Annotated in this window: 13 protein-coding genes; 2 read left to right on the plus strand and 11 right to left on the minus strand. The window is 69.9% G+C overall.

Going from position 1 to position 17,414, the window contains the following annotated elements; all coding sequences use genetic code 11:
• Positions 1-8 precede the first annotated feature (8 nt).
• The 5 genes from QOZ88_RS07745 to QOZ88_RS07765 form a co-directional block, all read right to left on the minus strand.
• A complete protein-coding gene (locus tag QOZ88_RS07745) occupies positions 9-1,634 on the minus strand; it encodes an AMP-binding protein (protein WP_305999218.1) in 1,626 nt (541 codons plus the stop codon).
• Positions 1,634-1,981, minus strand: coding sequence for a hypothetical protein (locus tag QOZ88_RS07750; protein WP_305999219.1), 348 nt, complete (start codon positions 1,979-1,981; stop codon positions 1,634-1,636). The genes QOZ88_RS07745 and QOZ88_RS07750 overlap by 1 nt, the downstream gene beginning before the upstream one ends.
• Before the next feature lie 188 nt (positions 1,982-2,169).
• On the minus strand, positions 2,170-4,053 hold the full coding sequence (locus QOZ88_RS07755) for a primary-amine oxidase (protein ID WP_305999220.1): 1,884 nt from the start codon (positions 4,051-4,053) through the stop codon (positions 2,170-2,172).
• Between the two features lie 61 nt (positions 4,054-4,114).
• On the minus strand, positions 4,115-5,614 hold the full coding sequence (locus QOZ88_RS07760) for an APC family permease (protein ID WP_305999221.1): 1,500 nt from the start codon (positions 5,612-5,614) through the stop codon (positions 4,115-4,117).
• Between the two features lie 340 nt (positions 5,615-5,954).
• Positions 5,955-6,776 (minus strand): IclR family transcriptional regulator, encoded by an 822-nt coding sequence (locus tag QOZ88_RS07765; RefSeq protein ID WP_305999222.1) that lies wholly within the window; start codon positions 6,774-6,776, stop codon positions 5,955-5,957.
• A 188-nt stretch (positions 6,777-6,964) separates the two neighbouring features.
• Here QOZ88_RS07765 and QOZ88_RS07770 point away from each other — a divergent pair, with 188 nt between their 5' ends.
• The gene (locus QOZ88_RS07770; RefSeq protein WP_305999223.1) at positions 6,965-8,578 is read left to right on the plus strand and encodes an aldehyde dehydrogenase family protein; all 1,614 of its coding nucleotides are present in this window, start codon (positions 6,965-6,967) and stop codon (positions 8,576-8,578) included.
• Positions 8,579-8,632: 54 nt separating this feature from the next.
• Entirely contained in the window at positions 8,633-9,409 is a 777-nt protein-coding gene (locus QOZ88_RS07775) for an SDR family NAD(P)-dependent oxidoreductase (protein WP_305999224.1), read from the plus strand.
• Between the two features lie 208 nt (positions 9,410-9,617).
• On the opposite strand, the gene QOZ88_RS07780 is transcribed toward QOZ88_RS07775, so the two are convergent.
• The 6 genes from QOZ88_RS07780 to QOZ88_RS07805 all read right to left on the minus strand — a co-directional run bounded on the left by QOZ88_RS07780 (position 9,618) and on the right by QOZ88_RS07805 (position 17,329).
• Positions 9,618-11,525 (minus strand): primary-amine oxidase, encoded by a 1,908-nt coding sequence (locus QOZ88_RS07780; protein WP_305999225.1) that lies wholly within the window; start codon positions 11,523-11,525, stop codon positions 9,618-9,620.
• Between the two features lie 86 nt (positions 11,526-11,611).
• Positions 11,612-13,057: an aldehyde dehydrogenase family protein gene (locus QOZ88_RS07785; RefSeq protein ID WP_305999226.1), complete on the minus strand. Its 1,446-nt coding sequence runs from the start codon at positions 13,055-13,057 to the stop codon at positions 11,612-11,614.
• Positions 13,058-13,316: 259 nt separating this feature from the next.
• The gene (locus QOZ88_RS07790; RefSeq protein ID WP_305999227.1) at positions 13,317-13,940 is read right to left on the minus strand and encodes a TetR/AcrR family transcriptional regulator; all 624 of its coding nucleotides are present in this window, start codon (positions 13,938-13,940) and stop codon (positions 13,317-13,319) included.
• A gap of 364 nt (positions 13,941-14,304) precedes the next feature.
• On the minus strand, positions 14,305-15,624 hold the full coding sequence (locus QOZ88_RS07795; RefSeq protein WP_305999228.1) for a bifunctional 3,4-dihydroxy-2-butanone-4-phosphate synthase/GTP cyclohydrolase II: 1,320 nt from the start codon (positions 15,622-15,624) through the stop codon (positions 14,305-14,307).
• Complete coding sequence (locus tag QOZ88_RS07800) at positions 15,621-16,127, minus strand: flavin reductase family protein (RefSeq protein ID WP_305999229.1); 507 nt, start codon at positions 16,125-16,127, stop codon at positions 15,621-15,623. Before QOZ88_RS07800 ends, QOZ88_RS07795 begins: the two co-directional genes overlap by 4 nt.
• Positions 16,128-16,168: 41 nt before the next feature.
• Positions 16,169-17,329: an acyl-CoA dehydrogenase family protein gene (locus tag QOZ88_RS07805; RefSeq protein WP_305999230.1), complete on the minus strand. Its 1,161-nt coding sequence runs from the start codon at positions 17,327-17,329 to the stop codon at positions 16,169-16,171.
• Positions 17,330-17,414 lie beyond the last annotated feature (85 nt).

Below are 17,414 nucleotides of genomic sequence, written 5' to 3' on the forward strand. Positions count from 1 at the left end.
ATCTCCTCTCAGGTTCTCGGACCAGGTGTCGACCCCGGGACCGGGATCGGCCGCACGCGGGCTTCGGCGTCGTCGGCGGAACGGACGACCTCCTCGGCGCGCAGTGCGTCCCTGCGGAGCTTGGTCGCGTCGTTGCGGGGCAGCTCGTCCAGCACGACGACATAACGGGGAACAGCGTGCCGGGGTAGGTGGTGCCGACACCACTCACGGACGACGGCCACGTCGAGGCGCTGGTCCTCGGGGACGACTGCGAGCAGCAGATCCTCCTCGGTGAGGTCCGAGGGAACACCCACCGCGGCGGCCTCCCGGACGCCCGGCAGCCGGCCGACGACGGTCTCGACCTCCCAGACCGAGATGTTCTCCCCGCGCCGCCGGACGACGTCTCCGGAACGGCCCTCGAAGATCAGCCGCCCTCCGGCGTCCCAACGCCCCCGGTCGCCGGTGTCGGTCCACCCGGTCGCCGCCGTCGGGCCCGGGGTGCCCGTCCCGACATACCCAAGCGCGCTGATGTGCGGCACCCGGGGACGCACCGTGATCCGGCCGGGCGCTCCCCCGGACACCGGGGAACCGCGGTCGTCCAGCAGCCGAACCGCGTACTCGGGTACCGGCCGGCCGGCGGTCCCCGGGACGACGTCGCCCACCGTGTTGCTGCAGATGTCACCGAGTTCGGTGCAGGCGTAGGCCTCGACCAACTGCACCCCGAAGCGGTTCAAGAACGCCTCGACCATCCAGGCAGGAGCCGGCCCGCCGTAAGCCCGGGTGACAGCATGCCGACGGTCCCCGTCGGAGGGCGGGCTGCGCAGCAGGATCGCAGCGACGGCACCCATGAAGTTGAAGGCAGTCACCCCCTCGGTCCGGCAGGTGTCCCAGAACGAGGATGCCGAGAAGCGCGGGACGGCGACCAGCCGGGCGCCGCTGACGAGGGCCGCCGCCAGCCCCGCGTGCCGGATGTTCACGTGGTTCCACGGAAAGGCGTTGTAGAGGACGTCCTGGGGCCGGTAGCGCATGGAAGCGGCGACCCGACGCGCGTGCCGCACGCCGGCGAAGTGTGGCAGGAGCACCCCCTTGGGCCGGCCCGTGGTCCCGGAGGTGCTCATCACGAGAGCCGGGTCCCCGGGGGACGGGGGGTCGGGCAGACGGCCCGGACGACCGGCGCGCAGGTCCTCCAGTTGCGCCAGTCCTCGCCTGCCGTCGGACGGACCACCGTCGTCGACCGTGAGGATCCGTAGGAGGCTGCCCAGCTGGGCGAGGCCGGGGTTGGTGGACAGGACGGAGGAACCCACGACGGCGACGTGCGCGCCGATGGCCCGCGCCATCGCCATCGCGGTGTCGGCGGACACGTCCAGGGAGAGCGGCGCCTCGACGAGGCCAGCTCGTGCGACACCGCCGAGCACCCACAGCAACGACTGTCCCGGCCGGATGCATGTGAGGACCACATCACCCGGCCGAAGTCCGCTGCCCGGAGCGAGCAACGCGCGAGCTGTGTCCTCGGCCAGCAGATGCCACTCCCCCACGCTCGTGGCGCGTCCGCCGGCGAAGGTCACCAGGGGTGCATGCGGGTCGTCTGCGGCGCGGCGGCTCAGCACGTCGACGAGCGTCTCCGGCCCGGTGACGTCATCCCCAGACGCTGCCATCAGGAGGACAACCGGACGGTCTGGTAGCTGCGGTAGGCCGCACCACTGAGGGCGAGGAAGAACAGGGTGGGCAGGCCGATCATGACACCCGAGCCGGTGAGCCACGACAGCTGCGCCACAGTGGCGTGGTGCGCGTGCCCGGCGGCGGCGAGCAACAGGTGGACCAGCACCATCGCTCCGCCCATCACCACGGTGATGCTCCACGTGGGCACCCCAGCTCGCCCGCGCCACAGGTGGACGGCGCACGGCAGGCACACCCCGGCCATGACCGCCATCGACACGCGGGTGGTGGTGCCAGGGTGCGCGAACGCGGTCAGCAGGTGGAAGCCGCCGGCAAGTGCGCTCACCGCGGCGGCGAACCGTACAGCGCCACGTCCGCCGTCCGGTTGTGAGCCGGCAACCGCCGAGGTCACGCCCGGACGGACGGGCGCATGTACCGGTACGGACACGTCGTCCTCCTCATCGATGCAACCTGACCCGCCAGGGTCCTCGGGACAGCCGGGTCGCGTGCGGGACTTCTGGACAACCACCGGCGTCAGTGGCAGTGCCTCGCCTGCGAGGGCGGGACGTCGAGGGCCGGGCTCCGGTCGAAAAAGTTCACGGGGAGCAGGTGGAAGCCGGCTCGCTCGACCGGCATGACCGGCCAGTCCTCGGCCCGGGGGACGTGCGTCACCCCGAGGGTGAACCACACGACCACGTCGGTGTCGACGGTGGACCGGTCGGCGCGAGTCCAGGCCGGGAGGCCGTCCCCGCTGCGCCGCTGGTTGGGATAGTCGCCGGCGGACCTCATCTCGTCCGGCGCATACGGGGTCACCCAGACGTTCTTCTTCGTGAAGCCGGCCCGCTGCGCGATCGGGGCCTCGTCCTGCGCCAGCAGGGTGGCCGAGGCCCATCCCGGCAGGAGTTTGTAGCCGACGGGCATCCCCCATGCGTTGGTCTTGCCGCGGTTGACGACCGTCCAGTTGCGGGAGACCTGCGGGTCGGTGAGGCCCACTCCGCTCTGCTCCGTCTCGAGCAGCGTCTTGCGGACCGTGAACGCCGCTCCGGTCGGGTTGTCCGGCCCTACCGGGATTCGTTCCGCGTCGTTCTCGAACACGCTGTTCTCGTGGCCGTCGACCTCGAAGTCGAGCCGGAAGCTGAAGATGTGCTGGTGGTACGCGGCCACCAGGTTCTGGCCGATCGGCGTGGCGCTGGGGGTCACCTCGCCGTCGTGGACCGCACGGGTCTGGACGATCCCGGTCAGCTTGGCCTCCACCAGCACGGAGCCGTCCTGGTGGAAGTACCAGAAGAAGCCGTACTCGTAGTTCCCGACCGTGGCGATAGAGCTGACGACCAGTCGGCGCGAGCGGCGGACGTCGGTGGTGTCGGTGACCCAGTCCTTGTGCTTCCAGAGGATGCCGTCGTCCTCCTCGTGGATGCAGATGGCGTTGCCTATGGTGTACGGCTCACCGTCCTCGCCGCCGAGCACCGCGTCGAGATAGCGGATCTCCCCCAGGCAGTCGCAGCCGAGGACGAGCGAGTTCGTCAGCTTGCCGAGCCCGAACTCGCCCACGTCGAAGGCGCTGCGCCAGTTGTGCTCCGGCGCGGCGTCGCCGTACGGGACCACCATCTCCGCGACGGAGCCGCGGTGCAGGATGCTGCGGTACTCCTCGCCGTCCCGGTATTCGAGCCCGTGGATGACCAGCCCCTCGAGCGGGTGGAGACTCACCCGGAAGCGCCACTTCTGCCAGGTGAGCTCGTTGCCGTCGATGGTGAAGCCCACCCCCTCCGGCTGGGTGATCTCCAGCGGCGCGACGTCGGTGCGCATGGGCTCGTTGAACGCCTGGTCGTAGTTGGCCTCCGTCAAGGTCAGCGGGCGCACCCCGTAGTCCTTGACGTCGATGACCTCGTCGGTGAGGAGGTCCACGAAGGCGACGACGCCTTCGATCGGGTGCGCGTAGCCGTTGTCCGTGGGGAACGTGCGCACGTAGGAGATGGCACCGCAGACGCGGGCGCCGTCCACCTCCGGGATGTTGCCGATGCACCAGGGGTCCACCTGCACGTTGGTGACGTCGGTGATCCCCCGCTCCGCCAGCGCGGCCAGGTAGCGCGGGTCCTTCTTGAGGACGACGCCGACGTTCTCGAACTCCTCGAGCAGGACGGGGGCCGCCCCCGCCGCGACGACGTCCACGTCCACGATCTCGGACCGGTCGAGGTCCACCCGAACGTCGATCGACCGGCCCGTCGACCGATCGACGAGCATGGCGCGGGCTCGGCGTGCCACCGGCTCGCCCACCCGGACCCGGGCCTTGTCCGGCTCGTCGGTGAACACCGCGCTGAAGCCGATCCGGCGACCTCGGAACTCGGGGTGCTCTCGTACCAGAGCGGAGACCGCGCGGATCTCGGTGGCGGTCAGGGGGTTGAACAGGTCGTGCCGCATCGCGGGTCGTCCTCGCTATCCGTGTCAAGGTGAAGCTGTTCCTGGCGCAGTGGCCTTCCGGTCACCGGAGCGGCTGCTCCGGGTAGGCCTCCTTCTCCTCGACCGGCGTGCTCCCCATCCGCGAGTAGCGCTCGGGGTCACGCCGGCGGACCAGAAACGCAAGCGCCAGCCCGACCACGAGCGTCACCAGGTGCAGCCAGGGCAGCGAGTTGATGATCGAGGAGTCGCTGCCGGTGAGGAACTGGTAGTTGACGAACGACAGGATGGTCGCCACGGCCAGGGCGACGGAGGCGATCGCGGGAGCGATGACGTGCCCGAAGTCCCGCCGCCCCTGTCGCCAGAAGAAGACGACGATGGCGAGGGAGGTGAGCGTCAACAGTGACTCCAGGCCGACGGCGCCGAAGCCGGTCATGGCCGTGGCGAGGTTGAGCAGCGGATCGAGGCCGGCCAGGGCGAAACCGAAGACCAGCACCGCGAGCACGACCACCTGGGAGATGCCCGCCACGTACGGCGAGCCGTAACGAGGATGCGTGCGTGCCAGCGGCGCCGGGAGGAAGCCGTCGCGGGCGAGGGCGTAGAAGTAGCGGGCGGCGGCGTTGTGGAACGCCAGTACGGCAGCGAAGGAGCTGACCACCACCAGCACGCCGATGACGTCGACCGCCCAGCTGCCGAGGTACTGGTCGGTGATCGCGAAGACGAAGCTCCCGGGGTCCTCCCCCGCGACGGCGCCGACCCGGTCGACGCCTGCGCCGGCGGCCAGCCCCCACGCACAGAGCACGTAGAAGACACCGACCACGGCCACCGCTCCGTACGTGGCACGCGGGACGGTGCGCACCGGGTCGCGGGTCTCCTCCGCATAGATCGCCGTGCCTTCGAAACCCAGGAAGGACGAGAGGGCGTAGATCACCGCAACGCCGATCGAGCCACTCGCGACGGCGGTCGGCATGAAGACCTCGAAGCTGAACGCCGAGGGCCCGGCCTGGAAAAGGATGCCGACGACCAGGACGAGGAGGATGAAGACCTCGAGCGACAGCGCGACGGTCAGCACCCGGGCCGACACGGTGATCCTGCGGTACGACAGCAACAGGACCAGCGCGATACCGATCGCGGCCCAGAACGGCCACGGCAGGTCGACCCCGAGCATCCGGTTGGCCGTGTCGGCAGCGAAGAACGCGAGGGCACCGCAGGTGGCGGCCGAGAGCGCGTTGTAGCAGATGGCGGCCGTGTACGCGGCAACCAGACCGAGCGGACGGCCCAGGCCCTGGGCGATGTAGGCGTAGAAGGCACCCGCGTTCCGCACATAGGGGACTGCGCGCACATAGCCGATCGAGAACAGGAGCAGGACGAGCGCCGCCAGGAGATACATCCCCGGCGTCCCGGCGCCGTTCCCCAGCGCGAATGCGATGGGCATGATCGCGACGACCACGGCCATCGGCGCCGCGGCGGCCAGGACCATGAAGACGACGTGCGGTGCGGTGAGGCTGCCGGCACGCAGCCTGCCGCCCCGCTGCGTGTGGCCCGGGTCCCCCATACCGGTCGCGGATCTCGTGGGATCGGACATCTGCACTCCTCGGGGTATCAGCCGGAACCCACCGGCCACCGGGCATCGTGCGAAGAGAGAAGCACCGGCACTGCAGCGGGACGAGATGAATGGTCCGGTGGCCGGACCAGGACGGGCTGGGGGTGCGTGCGGACCACCTTCCCAGCAAGGTCCGACGTGGTCGGGGAACCGCTCGAGCGCCTCCACCCCACCCTGCTCGAGGAGCGGACTCGCGCGATCGCCTACGTCTGCGGCGCCGAGCCCGCCGCCACCTGCTCGCAGCAGCTGTGCCGCCACGACCACACCCACTCGGACGTCGCCCGCCAGCCAGTCATGTCACCAATTCGTCAGGGCAGCGCCCCTAGCGGGTGGTACGGCTCGCGACCGGGGGGATCCGATCGGCAGTCGAGGACTCGGTGGTTACCTGCCGCTCGACGGCGCGGGCGATGCCGGCAGCGGTCCCCTGCAACTGCGGGACCAGCCGCCCGACTGCGAGGCGCGACGCCGGCGACGTCGCTGACACGGCCGCGAACGCGGAACCGTCGGACCCCATCACCGGCACCGCGACGCTGGCGTAACCCACGACCGTCTCCTCGACCTCGACTGCGAAACCGCGCCTGCGAACCTCGGCCAGGTGACCGCGCAGGGCCATCACGGATGCGGCGCTCCGCGAGGTCGGTCGCATGACACCCGTCTGATGGCAGCGTTGCAGTCCCGACTCCCCGTCGGCGCTGAGCGCCAGGAGCACCTTCCCCGTCGCGGTGCAGGTGGCGGGCAGCCGACCGCCCACCTCGGAGTGGCTGTGGATGTTCGCCTCACCCGCGACCTTCTCGATGTAGAGGACGTGACCGCCGTCGAGAACGGCCAGATGGATCGTGGTCCTGGTCGTCGCGAACAGGTCGGCCAGGAGCGGGCGCGACACTCTACGGAGGGTGGCTGCGATGGGCACGCGCTGCCCGAGCTCGAAGACCTTGACCCCCAGCTGGTAGCCGTCCCCGACGCGCTCCAGCAGTCCCCACTGCACGAGTTCCTGGGCCAGCCGGTAGGCCGATGCCTTCGGTACGCCGGATCTCCGGCTCAGCTCGGTGAGGCGAAGGTGATAGGCCCCTGCAGCGAATGCGGAGAGGAGGAGCTGAGCCTTACCGAGCACCGACTTGGGACATCCCTCGTCGTCGGCGTCCACTGCTGTCTGCGTGAGTACCAAGGAGGACATGCCGCTCCTAGCTCCAGGGTGAGGTGGCCCACGTTATTCTCCAGATGTATAACAGCCGCCGTCCATAGTTGGCGTCGTTAACTCCTCGTCTCCTCCGCGTTTCCCTCCCTCGCGGAGTACAGGCTCCGGCGGGGGCGTGGGAACTCTTGACGAACGCGGTGCAGGACGGCACGTTGCTCGGTCCGGTCACCGGGACCACACCGTTGCCTGCCACGCTCCCGCGGAGCAGGCTCTGCCCTCCCATTCCGGGTACACCGAGGAGATCGATGACCGCCGAGACCCTGACCGCAGTGCCGAGATTCGAACCCGAAGGGACCTACCGACTGCACATCGGTGGACGCTGGGTGCCGACAGAGGCGACCTTCGAGACGGTCGACCCGAGCCTCGGGCGGCCGTGGGCGCTGATCGGGCAAGCTTCGCGGCAGCAGGTCGACGACGCAGTCGCGGCAGCCTGGGCGGCTCTCCCCGCTTGGAGCCGCTCCAGCCTCGCCACCCGGCAACGGATCCTCGGCGCGATCGCGGACCGGGTTGAAGCCTCCGCCGATCGCTGGACCCGGTTGCTGCCGACGGAGAACGGACGACCGGTTCGCGAGGTCGCCCTCGCCGACGTGCCGTCCACCGCAGCGATCTACCGGTTCTTCGCCGGGATCGTCCGGGACCATCACGGTGAACAGATCCCGGTCGAGGACCCGCACAGCCTCGTCTACACGACGCGGGAGCCGCTCGGGGTCATCGCGGCCATCCTGCCGTGGAACTCCCCCATCATCACGCTCGCCAACAAGCTCGCCCCAGCCCTGGCCTGCGGCAACACCATGGTCGTCAAGCCGTCAGAGTTCGCGTCGGCGAGCATCCTCGAGTTCGTCTCGCTGGTGGAGGACCTGCTTCCGCCTGGCGTGCTCAACGTGGTGACCGGGGACGGGCCGGCAGTCGGTGCGGCACTCGTCGGGCATCGTGATGTGGCCAAGGTGACGCTGACCGGTGGTGGTGCGACAGCCCGGAAGATCATGGCGACCGCGGCCGAGTCGCTGACGCCCACGATCATGGAGCTGGGCGGCAAGAGCGCCATGATCGTGGCCGAGGACGCCGACGTGGATCGCGCGGTCGCGGACGCCCTGATGGGCATCTACCTGGCGAACGGGGAGGCATGCATCGCCTCGTCCCGGCTGCTGCTGCACGTCGACGTGGCCGACGAGTTCCTCCACCGTTTCGCCACGACGGCGCGCTCCATCCGGGTGGGCGACGCGCTCGACCCGACGACGCAGGTCGGACCGCTCGTGTCCCGTCCGCACTTCGAGCGTGTCGTCTCAACTCTCCAGCGAGCTCGGTCCGAAGGAGTCGAGGTCCTGGCGGGTGACGAGACGCTCGAGCTGCCGACTGCCAATGCCGACGGGTTCTTCCTGCGGCCGACTCTCCTGCTCGACCCGCACGGCGGCTCGGCCGTCACGTCCGAGGAGGTCTTCGGTCCGGTGACCGTGGCAGAGACCTTCACCGACTACGACGACGCGGTCGCCCGCGCGAACAGCACCCGGTACGGCCTGGCGGCAGGCGTCTGGACCAAGGACCTGGCTCGGGCCCACTCGATGGCGCAGGCACTGGAGTCCGGCATCGTCTGGGTGAATAAGTGGTTCGACCTTCCCGCGGGGATGCCCATGGGCGGGGTGAAGGACAGCGGGTTCGGGCGGGAACTGTCGAGGGAGACGCTCCTCGAATACAGCGCCAGCAAGGTGGTCGACATCGATCTGGGTGCTCCACGGTTCCCGCTCTGGGACTGATCCCTGGCGCCCGGGCAGGCACGGTCGATCGGGGAGAATCCAACGGTGGTGGATGTGGAGAGCGGTAGTCCCCTGCGTCCCGGCAGCGGCGCAGTCCTGGTCACTGGTGGGACGAGCGGCATCGGACTGGCCGTTGCGACGAACCTCGTCACCCAGGGGCGCCCCGTCGTCGTCCTCGGCCGCGACACCGGCCGTGCGCAGGCGGCGAGGTCCGCCCTGACGACGGGTGCCGGCGGTGCCGGCGTCCTCGCGGCGGCCGTCGACACCACGGATCCCGACGGCTTGAGCGCGGTCGTGGCCGAGGCGGAGTCGATGTGGGGCGCCGTCGACGGGCTCGTCACCGCCGCTGGCCGCCTCGCCCGCGGAACGCTCGTCGACCTTCCCCTCCAGGAGTTCCGCAGCGCGTGGGAGACGAACGTGCTGGGCACGTGGCTGGCCTTGCGAGCCGTGGCGCCCGGGATGGTGGCCAGGGGCTACGGGCGCATCGTCACGGTCGGGTCGGTGCTGGGCTCGACCGGGGCGCCGGCGAGAGGCGGATACGCGGCCACCAAGGGCGCCGTCGCGGCGCTGACCCGCTCCATCGCCCTCGAGCTGGCGTCCTCGGGCGTCACGGTCAACTGCGTCGCCCCGGGACCGGTAGGCACCCCGATGAACGAAGGCGACGCCGCGGGCGACGATGCGGCACAGAAGGCCTTCACGGCGGCGATCCCCGTCGGCCGTTGGGGAACCCCGGCCGAAGTGGCGCACGCAATCGTCCCACTGCTGGCCGCGGAGTCCGGCTACACCACAGGCAGCGTGGTGATGGTGGACGGCGGCTACACCGCCCGCTGATCCGCGCCCGTCGGGACTGGTCGGTCAAGCCGCCTCGCCGCTCCGCACGCCGTCCACGTCCTCTCGGCGCGGCGCGGCGCGGCACCGGCGGTGAAATCGCCACTCGGTCAGGAGGGACCAGCACCCGCCGCCGCCGATCGTCATCGCCCGGGAGGCGGCGGGAACGACTCGTCGCCGGGACGCGCGCCCCGTCCAGTGTCCATCGTTCTCATGAGTGGCAGCAGTCGTCGCCGCTGCCGTGCCGAGGCTCGTTCGCCGGAACGTCGAGCGCGGGGTTCCGGTCGAAGAAGTTGGTCGGGAGGAGCATGAAGCTCGCGATCTCCGTCGGCATGACCGGCCAGTCCTCGGACCGCGGGATGTGCGTCACACCGACGGTGTGCCAGAGGACGACATCGGTGTTCTCCACGGGACGATCCGCGGCGGTCCAGGCGGGCAGCCCGGCACCGGATCGGTCACCGTTCGGGTGCTCTCCGGCCGAACGCATCTCCTCCGGAGAGTAGGGCGTCACCCACACGTTCTTCGTGGCGAACCCCGCGCGCTTCACCATCAGCGACGGCTCCTGGGCGATCAACGTGTCCGAGGCCCAGCCCGGGAGGAGCTTGTACCCGACGGGGAGACCCCACCGGTTCCGCTTGTTCGGATTGACGACAACCCAGTTGCGCGCGCTCTGCGGGTTCGTGAAGCCGTCGCCGTCGTTCTCGCGGGCGATCATCGTCTTCGTGACGCTGATGGCATTCCCGTGTGGGTTGGCCGGCCCGACCGGTGTCCCCCCGACGTCGTTCTGGTAAACGGTGTTCTGCCACCCGTCCACCTCCATGTCGAGGCGGAAGGAGAACAGGTGCTGGTGGTACGTCGCCGCCAGGTTCTCCGCGATCGGGGTGGCGTGGGCCGGCACCTCACCAGGCGCGATGGCCCGTGTCTGGACGATGCCCAGCAGCTTCGTGTCGACCTCGATGTGACCGTCCTGGAAGAAGTTCCAGTAGAACCCGTAGTGGTAGTTCCCGACGGTCGCGATGAAGCTCACGACGAGCTTCCGGGAGCGGCGGACGTCGACCTTGCCGGTCACCCAGTCGGTGTGCTTCCAGAGGATCCCGGCGTCCTCCTCGTGAATGCAGATCGCGTTCTCGATGACCGACGGCTCACCGTCGTCGTCGGCCACCACCGCGTCGAGATACACGATCTCGCCGAGGCAGTCGCACCCCAGCAGCAGCGAGTTGGCGAGACGGCCGAGGCCGTACTCACCGACGTCGAACGCGCTCCGCCAGTAGTGCGCGTCGTCGGGGTCGCCGTAGGGCACCAGCATCTCCGCGAGGGAGCCGCGGTGCATGACCGAGCGGTACTCGTCGCCGTCCTGGTACTCCACCCCGGAGATGACCAGGCCCTCGAGCGGATGCATGTTGATCCGGAAGCGCCACTTCTGCCAGGACATCTCCGGGCCGTCGAGCCGGAACCCGACCCCCTCCGGCTGGGTGATATCCAGCGGCGCCACATCGCTGCGCATCGGCTGGTTGTGCTCGGCCGTGTAGTTGTCGCAGGTCGGGTTCATCGGCTTCACGCCGGCGTCCTCGACCGCGTAGACCTCGCGCCGGACTGTGTCCACGATGACGACGAGGCCCTCGACGGCGTGGGCGTAGCCGTTGTCGTCCTCGAAGTGGCGGTGGTAGGACACCGCGCACCACAGACGTCGGCCGTCGAGGTCGATGTCCGCCCGGTTGCCGGCGCCGAACGGATCCAGCTGCACTGAGTCGAGATCGGTGATCCCCCGCTTGGCCAGTGCAGCCACGTACCGATCGTCGGCCTTGGCCACCTCCGCGACGATGGCAACGTCCTCGATGAGCATCGGAGGTCCACCGTCGACGAGCTGCGCCGAGGAGACCACCTTCTCGGTATCGAGGTCCACGCGCACGTCGTACCTGGCAGCGGACGTGCGGTCGAGGACCATCGCACGAGCCCGGCGACCCACGGCCTCGCCGGCCCGGAGTCGTGCCTTGTCCGGCTCGTCGGTGAAGACCGCCGCGAAGCCGGGCCGATCGCCACCGATGCCTGCCTTGCGGACGATCGCCGATACGCTGCGTATCTCTTCGGCCGTCAGTGCGTCGAAGAGGGGGCTGTGCATGGGTGGTTCCTTCCTCGGCGGGATCGGGTGGCACCCACCCGGCGGAGCTGCTCGGGACCTGCCGGTGCCGGGATTCGGCAAGTCGGTCAGGCCAGGTTGATGAAGACGGACCGCGTCTCGGTGAACTCGTCGATCGAGTAGGCCCCCAGCTCCCGGCCCCAGCCGCTGAGGCCGAGGCCACCCCACGGGGCGCCCGGGTCGATGAGCGGGAGCTGGTTGACGAACACCGTGCCGGCGTTGATCCGCTGGGGAAGGGTGTGCGCGGTCCGCAGGTCCTGCGTCCAGACCACGCCGACCAGGCCGTAGACGGTGCTGTTGGCGATCGAGAGCGCCTCGTCCATGTCGTCGAAGGGCATGACGGACAGGACGGGTCCGAAGATCTCCTCCTGGGCGATGGTCATGTCGTTCTGCACGCCGGCGAAGACGGTCGGGCGGTAGAAGAAGCCTCGCTCCAGGTCACCACCGACGCGCTCGCCACCGGTGACGAGCTCCGCCCCCTGGTCGCGGCCCGACGCGACGTAGCCGGCGACGCGGTTGAGGTGCTCCTCGGAGACCAGCGGGCCGACGAACGTCTCCGGGTCTCGGCCCGGGCCGATCGGCAGGGAGTCGGCGGCCGCGGCGAGCTTGGAGGTGAACTCGTCGACCCGCGAGCGGTGCACGAGGAAGCGGGTGAACGCGCCACAGGCCTGACCCGTGTTGAACAACGCGCCCTGCAGGTTGCCCGTCACGGCGGCGTCCACGTCCGCGTCGTCGCAGATGATGCTGGCGGCCTTGCCACCCAGCTCGAGCCCGAGCCGCTTGAGATCGCGCGCGGAGGCCTTGACGATCTCCTGGCCCACGGCGGTCGAGCCGGTGAAGGAGATCATGTCCACGCCCTGGTGCGCGACCAGCGCCTGCCCCGCCTCCGGACCGCCGGTGACCAGGTTGACCACACCCGCCGGGATGCCCGCCTCCCGGCAGATCTCGGCGAGACGGACGGTGGACAGCGGGGTCTGCTCGGCAGGCTTCAGGATGGCGGCGTTGCCCGTGGCGAGAGCCGGCGCCAACTTCCAGGCAGCGATGGCCAGCGGGAAGTTCCACGGAGTGATGAGGCCGCAGACACCGAGCGGCGCCCGCTGCTGGTAGATCAGCTGGTTCGGGATGGAGACCGGCGAGACCTTGCCCTCGATCTTCGTCGCGAAGCCGGCGTAGTACCGGAACACCTGGGCGGCGAGCGGGACGTTGACGTTGCTGCTGATGAAGATGGGCTGGCCCTGGTCCATCGTCTCGAGAGCAGCGAGCTCCTGACCGTTCTCCTCGATCAGCTCGGCGACCTTCCACAGCAGCTTGCCGCGTGCGTCCGGGGACAGCGACTGCCACGCGTCGGACTCGAACCCTGCGCGCGCGGCCGCGACGGCCGCATCGACGTCGGCCGCGGTGCCGTCGGCGAAGACGCCGACGACCTCACCGCTCGCGGGATCGACGGTATCCGCCGTGGCTCCCGCCGAGGCGTCCACCCAGTCCTCGCCGATGAGCAGTTGGGTCTTGTGCACAGGGGGTCTCCTTCTCGATTGCGGGCGCAGTACAACCTGGCACGACCTGACAGCGGCGGGGCACGGGAGCGGTCCGGTGACCGGACCGAGGGGGCGTACGAGCACCCTCGCCGCGTGGGTCGGGAGGAGCCGGCGTCGGGATGACCGTCCGGAACGGTCGAGCCGCCTGGTGTCCCGGCTACCTCGTCCTTTGCGCCACCTGAGAGGCGGAGCGGCCGCCGTCGTCCGCGCTGACGCATGACGCCTCGCGGCCACGGATCTACGTACCGGTCGGGTGCCCGGTGGCAGAAGTGCGCGAGCTCGTCGACAGGAACCGAAGGAGGTCCCGGACCCGCTCCAGGGCGGCCTCTGTCCGAAGCGTTGAGTCGAATACTCCATGCTGCAGCACCAAGCCGTCCAGCATGGCGAAGAACACCGCTTCCCACGAACCGTCCGGATCCTCGATCCCCAGCGCCGCCAGAGTCTTGCCGATCTCCGCGAGGTAACCGTTGTAGGACTCGCGGGCGAGCGCGACGTCCACGGTTCCACGGATCCCGTTGAGGGCCAGTTCGAACTGCAGCGCCCGCCTCGACCAGACCTCCTCGTTGGGTGAGGCCAGGCCTTCGGCGAAGGTGTCGACGTCGCCCGTGACCAGACGGACGTCGTTGATGTCCTCGCCGACAGCCACGTGCAGCGCCTCGGCCAGCATCGCCTGACGCGTGCCGAAGTAGTGCCGTACCAGGCCGTGCGTAACGTCCGCCCGCGCAGCAACCGAGCGGTGGGTCACCATGTGGACCCCCTCCCTGCCTGCGATGTCGATGACAGCTCGGAGCAGGCGCTCGCGGGTGGACGGCCCGCCGCCGAGGCTGTCGTCGGCCGCTGAGGTGTTCGAACTGCGCGACACGAGCTTCTTCCGTCGAGATGGGGATGTCCGGGCGGAACCGGATAGTTCAGCCGAGCCTGCCAGGTGGACGCCCTCGGGGCCACGGCGGCCTCGCCTCGGGCTAGGACGGCATCGCTGCTGCGGCTCCGGACGGGATCGCGCCGGTCCGGTCGGCATAGAGGATCCGCGGGCTCGATTCGCCACCTCGGCCCATGTACTCGTCGAGCGAGGTCTCCTCGGAGCTGGCGCAGTGGGAGCAGGGTCCCGGGCTGTGCCCCGGCCGTCTACCGTCGCCGACGTCGCCTGTTCGGTCCTTCTGCCTGGTGGAGCGGAAGGCTCCGAACAGCATCGCCGGGCGCTCGGCGACGCTGGTCGCGCTGACCGGCTACGTGATGGCGGCAGACATTTTCTCGGGGGTTGCGGCCCCTTGCTCCACCACCTTGCCGCCGGCGCCCGACCCAGCGGGACGGTCAGCCCCCGTCCCGGCGGGGAGGGCGTGCCCCATCCGGTCGCGCTTGGTCCGGAGGTAACGCACGTTGTGCGGGTTCTCGCGCACCGGTGCGGCTACGCGGCCGACGACGACGATGCCGTGACCGGCCAGCCCGCCGTACTTCGCCGGGTTGTTGGTGATGAGCCGTACGCGGGTGACTCCCAGATCGCTCAGGATCTGGGCGCCCACTCCGTAGTCCCGGGAGTCCACGGGCAGGCCTTGAGCGGTGTTCGCGTCGACCGTGTCGAGCCCCTGCTCCTGCAGCGCATAGGCACGGATCTTGTGACCGAGCCCGATGCCACGCCCCTCATGACCCCGGAGGTAGACCACAGCACCGCACCCCTCGGCCGCGATCGCGGCCAGTGCCGCCTCCAGTTGGCCGCCGCAGTCGCAGCGGAGCGAGCCCAGGATGTCGCCGGTCAGGCACTCCGAGTGGACGCGGACCAAGGCCCCTTCGTGGGTTCGGGCGGCACCGGCGACGTCACCCATGACGAGCGCCAGGTGTTCGGTGCCGTCGACGGTGTTGCGGTAGGCAAGTGCACGGAACGAGCCGAACTCGGTGGGCATCTGCGCGGCCCCGACCAACTCGACCATGCGTTCCGTCGCTCGTCGATGCCGCACCAGGTCCGCGATGGCCAGGACGGGTAGCCCGTGGTCGGACGCGAAGCGATGCAGCGAGGCTCCCCGACGCATCGATCCGTCCTCGTCGACGATCTCCCCGATCACCGCAACACCCGACAACCCCGCCATCCGGGCCAGGTCCACGGCGGCCTCGGTGTGCCCGGCCCGCGCGAGCACGCCGCCCGCTCGAGCCACCAGGGGGAAGACGTGCCCGGGACGCCGCAGATGGTCCGGCCGCGTGCCCTCTGCGGTCAGTGCGCGCACCGTGGTCGCCCGGTCGGCGGCGCTGACACCCGTGCCCGTGTCGACGTGGTCCACGGTGACCGTGAAAGCCGTGCCGTGTGCGTCGGTGTTGTCCGACACCATCTGCGGCAGCCGCAGAGCCTCGGCCCGCTCTGCAGGCATCGGCGCACAGACGATGCCGGTCGTGTGCCGGACGAGGAAAGCCATCTGGTCATCTCGGATCAGTTCGGCAGCCATGACCAGGTCACCCTCGTCCTCCCGGTCGCTGTCATCGACGACGATGACCATCCGGCCGTCAGCGAGAGCCGCAACGGCGTGCTGCACCGCCTCGGCCGACAGCCACGGGTTCACGAGACCGCGTCCAGGACCGCGTGGGTGCCGAAGGCCCGTCCGTGATAGGTGAGCGGCTCACCGGCGGCAGTCTCGGCCACCGCGACATTCCCGAGGACGACGACGTGGTCCCCGCCGTCCACCATCTCGGCGACGGTGCACGCCAGCCAGCCCGGGGCTCCGGGCAGACGGGGCACACCGTGGTCGACGTTCCAACGCATCCCGTTGAACTTGCCCGGTCCGCCCTTCTTGGCGAAGGCCAGCGCCACCGACGACTGCGTCGCCCCGAGGATGTTGATGCCGAACCTGCCCGCCTGCCGGATGAGGGCGAGCAGACCGGAATTGCGATCCAAGGACACCAGGACCATGGGCGGGTCCATGGACAGGGAGGTGAAGGCACTCACGGTCGATCCGTGCGGGAGTCCGTCGGCCATCGAGGTCACGACCGACACCGGCGTCGCCACGCCGGCCATCACCTCGCGGAACGTGGTCTGCAGGCCCTCATCCGCCGGTAGGAAGCGCATGTCGTCCTCTCTCCTCCCTGGTACCGAACGCAGACGGGCGCTCATCGGAACGCCGGCACGGTCGCCGGCTGGCCCATGAAGACAGCCCCGGCGGCGTCGTACATCGCCGGGCTGAGGAAGGCGTGCTCCTGCGGCACCAGCGCGTCACCGAGAAGGGCCGGCAACGGGTGGTCCCGGTAGATGGCGGCGGTGCCCGAGAGGGAGACGATCTTGTGGACGACGTCCGCGGAGACCCGAGCCAGGTGGGCGGCGGAGAGCCGCAGATGTGCGTTCTGCCCGTCACTGACCAGGCCACCGCCGACCAACGTCTCCCAGGCCTCATCGGCGGCCTCGTAGAAGTAGGCGCGGGCCGAGCGGAGCGCGGCCTCGGCCTCGGCGATGCCGGCGCGGTAGTACGCCCGGTCGACCAGCTTCGGGGCACCGGTGATGCTGGCCCGGCCGCTGCCCACCTCCTCGGCGAAGTCGAGGGCGGCCCGGGCGACGCCGGCGGAGACGACGGAGAGGGACTGAGCTGCGTAGGTGATTGCGGGATAGCGGTAGAGCGGCTCGTCGACGACAGACTCCCCACCGCGGATGAACGTCCATTCCCGGTCCACCTCGACGTCCCGGGCGACCAGGTCGAACGAACCGGTCCCCTGCATGCCGACGACGTCCCACTCCTGGATGATCTCCAAGCGGTGGGGTGGCATCAGCGCGCCACGGGGCTTCCCGGACGTCGAGTCGTCGCCGGGGATGCCGACGCAGATCGTGTCGGCAGCCATGCAGCCGCTGGCGAACTTCCAACGCCCGTTGACGGTGAAGCCGCGCTCGGTCGGGGTCGCCTGCCCGATCGGGAACAGCGCGCCGGCGAAGACCACATCGGGACCGTCGGCGTACAGCTCGGCCTGGCTCTCCAGCGGGAGCGAGCCAAGGTAGACCAGCTGGGAGCCGAAGCTCGCCACCCAGCCGGTCGAGCCGTCGACCGTCGAGATCCGCTCGATCGCCTTGAGGAAGTCGGCCGGAGGCATCGTCTCGCCGCCGAACTGCTCCGGCGTCGCGGCCCGGTAGAGACCGAGCTCCTTGAGCCGGCTCACGAACTCGGGGGAGACGTAACGCTGCTCGCGGAACTCGTCGCGGCGCTCGGCCAGCTCGGCGAGCACCTCGTCGAAGGTTGCGGCACTCGCCCGGCTCGCGACCTCGGGGTCATCGTGGGTCAGCGTCATCACGGCTCCTTGGGTCTTCGTCTTCTTCGTCGGTGGGGAGGCTGCGCCAGTCACGGTCGACGGAGCTCCTCGTCGAGCGGATGTG

The organism is Blastococcus carthaginiensis (assembly GCF_030731085.1).
Taxonomy (GTDB): domain Bacteria; phylum Actinomycetota; class Actinomycetes; order Mycobacteriales; family Geodermatophilaceae; genus Blastococcus; species Blastococcus carthaginiensis.

Excerpts from the sequence above, each read along its gene's own strand:
- QOZ88_RS07755 (WP_305999220.1), bottom strand. The coding sequence starts at position 4,053 with ATGCGGCACGACCTGTTCAACCCCCTGACCGCCACCGAGATCCGCGCG.
- QOZ88_RS07805 (WP_305999230.1), bottom strand. The coding sequence starts at position 17,329 with ATGACGCTGACCCACGATGACCCCGAGGTCGCGAGCCGGGCGAGTGCC.
- QOZ88_RS07800 (WP_305999229.1), bottom strand. The coding sequence starts at position 16,127 with ATGCGCTTCCTACCGGCGGATGAGGGCCTGCAGACCACGTTCCGCGAG.
- QOZ88_RS07745 (WP_305999218.1), bottom strand. The coding sequence starts at position 1,634 with ATGGCAGCGTCTGGGGATGACGTCACCGGGCCGGAGACGCTCGTCGAC.
- QOZ88_RS07760 (WP_305999221.1), bottom strand. The coding sequence starts at position 5,614 with ATGTCCGATCCCACGAGATCCGCGACCGGTATGGGGGACCCGGGCCAC.
- QOZ88_RS07780 (WP_305999225.1), bottom strand. The coding sequence starts at position 11,525 with ATGCACAGCCCCCTCTTCGACGCACTGACGGCCGAAGAGATACGCAGC.